General features: G+C 74.6%; 4 protein-coding genes. 1 reads left to right on the top strand and 3 read right to left on the bottom strand.

From position 1 onward, the window contains the following. Window positions 1–876, top strand: an 876-nt coding sequence (locus HW577_RS21480) for a sulfatase-like hydrolase/transferase (protein WP_198378162.1), incomplete at its 5' end; no start/stop codon positions are given. Window positions 877–1,145: 269 nt separating this feature from the next. Here the strand turns inward: HW577_RS21480 and HW577_RS21485 are convergent. From HW577_RS21485 to HW577_RS21495, 3 genes are all read right to left on the bottom strand, one after another. Next, window positions 1,146–1,934, bottom strand: a complete 789-nt coding sequence (locus tag HW577_RS21485; protein WP_198378163.1) for a formyltransferase family protein — start codon at window positions 1,932–1,934, stop codon at window positions 1,146–1,148. Window positions 1,935–1,940: 6 nt separating this feature from the next. Continuing rightward, the gene (locus tag HW577_RS21490; protein WP_198378164.1) at window positions 1,941–3,224 is read right to left on the bottom strand and encodes an aminotransferase class I/II-fold pyridoxal phosphate-dependent enzyme; all 1,284 of its coding nucleotides are present in this window, start codon (window positions 3,222–3,224) and stop codon (window positions 1,941–1,943) included. Then, window positions 3,221–4,326: ketoreductase domain-containing protein (locus HW577_RS21495; protein ID WP_198378165.1), on the bottom strand; the 1,106-nt coding region annotated here is incomplete at its 5' end. The genes HW577_RS21495 and HW577_RS21490, both read right to left, overlap by 4 nt.

The raw sequence follows: 4,326 nt of genomic DNA on the forward strand, positions 1-4,326 counted from the left end.
GCCTTCGCGCTGCATGCGCGCGGCGCGGCGCTGGAACGCCCGGCGCGCCGCGCGGCGCATCCGCCCGCACCGGCCATCGCGCGTCCTGGCGCGCTGGTGCCGCATCTGGTGCTGCTGCAACTCGAAAGCTTCTGCGACCCGCGACGCCTCGGCATCGCCCGCGACCTGCCGTGCTGGCACGCGCTCGGTGCTTCGGCCGTCCGGCGCGGCGCGCTCGCCGTCCCGGGCTTCGGCGCGAACACGATGCGCACGGAGTTCGTCGTGCTGACCGGGATCGACGATGCCGCGCTCGGACTCGACCGGCTCAACCCCTATTTCCGCTTCGCGCGGCGGCCCGTGGGCTCGCTCGCCTGGACGCTGGCCGGCACGGGGCATGAGGCGATCTGCCTGCATCCCTTCGATCCGCGCTTCTTCGGCCGCGACAAGGTGCTGCCCGCGCTCGGCTTCCAGCGCTTCCTGGCGGCGGCGGATTTCGTGGATGCACCGCGCGAGGCCGGGCTGGTGACGGATGCGGCGGTCGGCGCGCGCGCCGCGGCGCTGCTGGCGGGCGCGCGGGATCCGCTATTCCTCTATGCCATCACCGTCGCGGCGCATGGGCCCTGGCCTGGGCCCGATCCGGCCGCTGGCTGGGCCGCGCGGATCGCTGCGACGGATGCGATGCTTGGCACGTTGGCGGATGCCGTGCGCGCCGCGACGCGCCCCGTCGTGCTCGCCGCCTTCGGCGACCATCGTCCCGCGCTGCCCGCCGCACGCGGTAGCACGGAGACCGACTACCTGATCTGGCGCGGCGATGCCGCCGGCGCGGGCGGTCGCCGTCACCTCGACGCGGCCGGTCTCCACCGCGCCGTGCGCGACGCGGTGCTCGGCGCGGATTGATGTGGCCGCTGCGGCGCCGTCGCGTTCGCCGCCCGCATGCACGCCGTCCGCCACGGTTACCTTGACGGGGACCGCGGGGGCGGACCGGCGATCGCAACGGAATGCGGGATGAACCCTCGCCTGGCCGGCGGTCTGCCTGATCTGCGGCGCCCGGCCTTCCCGCTGCCCCGCGCCCTGGCCGGAAAGGCTCGACGGCGTGTGCCCCGGGCTCTCCGCCACCCACGACTGCCCGGCGTCGTGGGAACGCATCGGATGCCGCGATCGCGGCGCTACAGCGCGACGCCGCCCAGCGCGCGCGCCGCGCGCCAATCATCGATGTCGCAGAGGCGCACGCCCAGCCGCGCCGCGTGCGCCAGCGCGTCGGCATCCGGAAAGCCGCGATAGGGCAGGGGCGGAAGCGCCATGCCGCGCTCCCGCCCCTCGGCGATCGCCGCGATCGTCTCGTTCATCGCTGCCGCACCCGCCAGATGCAGCGCCCGCGCCATAGTGGACACCGTCATGTCCGGCGATGCTTCCATGCGCGTCTGTGCCAGCAACGCGCCGGCGTCGATGCGCGGCGTCAGGCGATGGACTGTGGCCCCCACCAGCGCATCGCCGTCCAGCGCCGCCCAGAAGCAGGGCATCGGCCCGCGATGGCGCGGCAGAAGCGAAGGATGCAGGTTGATCCCGCCCCGCGGCGCGAGCGCGATGGTCTCCGGCTTCAGGATCTGGTCGAAATGGCAGGTGACGATCAGGTCGGGTCGCGCCGCCGCCAGCATCGCCTGCGCCGTCGCGCCGTTCACGTCCGCGATCGGCTTCGGCGCGATGCCGCGCGCCCGGGCCGCTGCCGCCACGGGGCCCCCGCCATGCCGGCGCAGCAGCCGCGGCGCGAGATACTCCACCGCCAACCAGGGTAGCAGCCGGTAGCGCGTGCCTGCCAGCAGCCGTTTCGTCCGCGCGCGGTCGCGATAGGGGGCGGAGATGCCGATGAAGACCACCTCCGCCGGCGCGTCCCGCAGCACCTTCGCCGCGGCCTCGGCACTCGCGGTGCTCTCGGTCGTCAGGACGGCGATGCGCATCCGGCCTCAGACCCGTGCGCGCAGCGCTGCGACGGTGGCGCGCAGGTCCTCCTCCCTGTGGTCGGCCGAGAGGAAGAAGCGCAGCCGCGCGGAACTCTCCGGCACCGCAGGGTGCAGGATGGGCTGCACGTTGATCCCGCGCTCGAACAGCGCCTGCGACAGCCGTGCCGCGCCGATGGACGACCCCAGGATGACCGGTACGATGGCGAAGCCGGCCGAGGTGCCGGCATCGAATCCCGCGTCGCGCACCAGCCGCAGGAACAGCGCCGCATTCGCCTGCAGCCGCGCGACGCGCTCCGGTTCCGCCCGCAGGATGCCCAGCGATTCGAAGGCGGCCGCGGCAAGCCCCGGCGCGAGCCCAACCGAATAGACGAAGCCCGGCGCCGTATGGCGCAGCCAGGCGATCAGGTCCGCATTGCCAGCGATGTAGCCACCGCAGGCCGACAGCGTCTTGGACAGGGTGCCCATCCAGATGTCGACCTCGCGCGGGTCGACACCGCAGTGTTCATGGATGCCGCGCCCGGTGGCGCCGAGCACGCCGAGGCCGTGCGCCTCGTCCACCATGAGCCAGGCGTCGTGCCGGCGCGCGATCTCGACGAAGCGGGCGAGGTCGGGAATGTCCCCGTCCATCGAGTAGTGCCCCTCGACGACGACCAGCGCACGCCGCGCCGCACCCCGCGCGGCGGCCAGTTCGCGCTCCGCCGCGCGCCAGTCATTGTGCGGGAAGGCGATGCGCCGCGCGCCCGACAGGCGCACGCCCTCCGCGCAGGAATTGTGGATCGCCGCATCGTGCAGGATCAGGTCGCGCGGGCCCATCAGGTGGCCGATCACGGTCACGTTCGTGGCGTGGCCCGAGACGAACGCGAGCGCGGCATCGACGCCGTAATGCGCTGCGAGCGCCTCTTCGAGGGCGGCATGCACCGGTCTTTCGCCCGAGACCATGCGCGAGGCGGAGGCCGAGACGCCGTGCCGTGCCATCGCCGCCTGCGCCGCGGCGACCACGCGCGGATCGCCGTTCAGCCCGAGGTAGTTGTAGGATCCGAAATTGATCACCTCCCGCCCGCCAATGACGCTGCGCGCGCCGGCGATGCCCTCATGCGGGCGGAAGAAGGGGTTCTCCAGGCCGAGTGCGCGGGCGGCGTCGCGGATCAGTTCCATGTCGCGCTGGCCGGGCAGTTCGCGGAAGGCGCGCGCGGCGCCGGGCGCGGGGGGCGCATCCTCCCGCCGCCGCGCCAGGCGTTGCAGCAGCGCGAGCCGCGCCGTCGCCGAAAGCCCGAAGCCCTGGCTCACTCCGCGGCCTCCCGCTCGGCCGCCGCGGGCTCATGCGCCGACATCAGTTCCGCGACCGCCGCCGTCTCGTCCGCGTCGAGCACCACCGCGGCGATGCGCGCGGCGAGCCGCGCGAGTGTGAGGTCCTCCGTCACCGCGGCGAGCGGCACCTGCACGCCGATCCGCCGTTCCAGCGCCATGCGCAGTTCGAGCCCGCCAAGGCTGTCCAGCCCGAGCCCGGCGACCGGCGCATCGGCGCCGACCGCCTCGGCCGGCAGGCGGAGGATGCGTGCCACTTCCTCCTGCGCAAGGCGCAGGATGCGCGCGCGGGCCTCTGCGGGTGGCAGGGCGCGCAGCACAGCGCGGAGATCCGCGCCATCCTCCCCGCCCGAGGCCATGGCGCGCACGGCGGCATAGGCGGGCTCGCCCAGGATCGGCAGCGCGCCCGAAAGTCCCGCCCAGCCGATGCGGGCCAGGTTCAGCACCGGTACGCCCGCGGCGATTAGCGCCGGCAGCGCGCCGAGCGCTTCCTGCGCCGCCATCGCCTCGGTCCCCGCGCGGCGCGCCAGCGTCTCGGCTGTCGCCGAGTCCCGCGCCAGCACGCCGACGTCGGCGATCGGCCCCCAGCCCACCGCGAGGGCGGGCCGGCCCTGCTCGTGCCGCCGCCGGGCAATCGCCTCGAGCGCCGCATTCGCCGCGACATAGTTCGCCTGCCCGGGATTGCCGATCGCGGTGGTGGCGGAGGAGAACAGCAGGAAGAGGTGCAGCGGATCCTCGGCGGTCAGCCGGTCCAGCGCCTCGGCGGCGGCGAGTTTCGGTGCCAGGACGGCGGCGAAGCGCGCGCGGTCCATCGTGGCCGCGGCGCCATCGGCGAAGGCGGCGGCCGCATGCGCCACGCCGCGGATCGGCGGACCTTCCCGCCGCAACCGGACCAGCAGCGCGCCGAGCGCATCCTCATCCGCCGCATCGCAGGCCTCGATCCGCGCCTTGGCGCCGAGCGCGGCAAGCGTGCGCAGCGCGGCCTGCGCGCCTGGCGTCGCGGCGCCGCGGCGGGAGACCAGCGCGAGGTGCCGCGCCCCGTTCGCCGCCAGCCATTTCGCGCATTCCAGGCCGAAGCCCTGCC

Source organism: Neoroseomonas rubea (assembly GCF_016106015.1).
Classification (GTDB): Bacteria; Pseudomonadota; Alphaproteobacteria; order Acetobacterales; family Acetobacteraceae; genus Neoroseomonas; species Neoroseomonas rubea.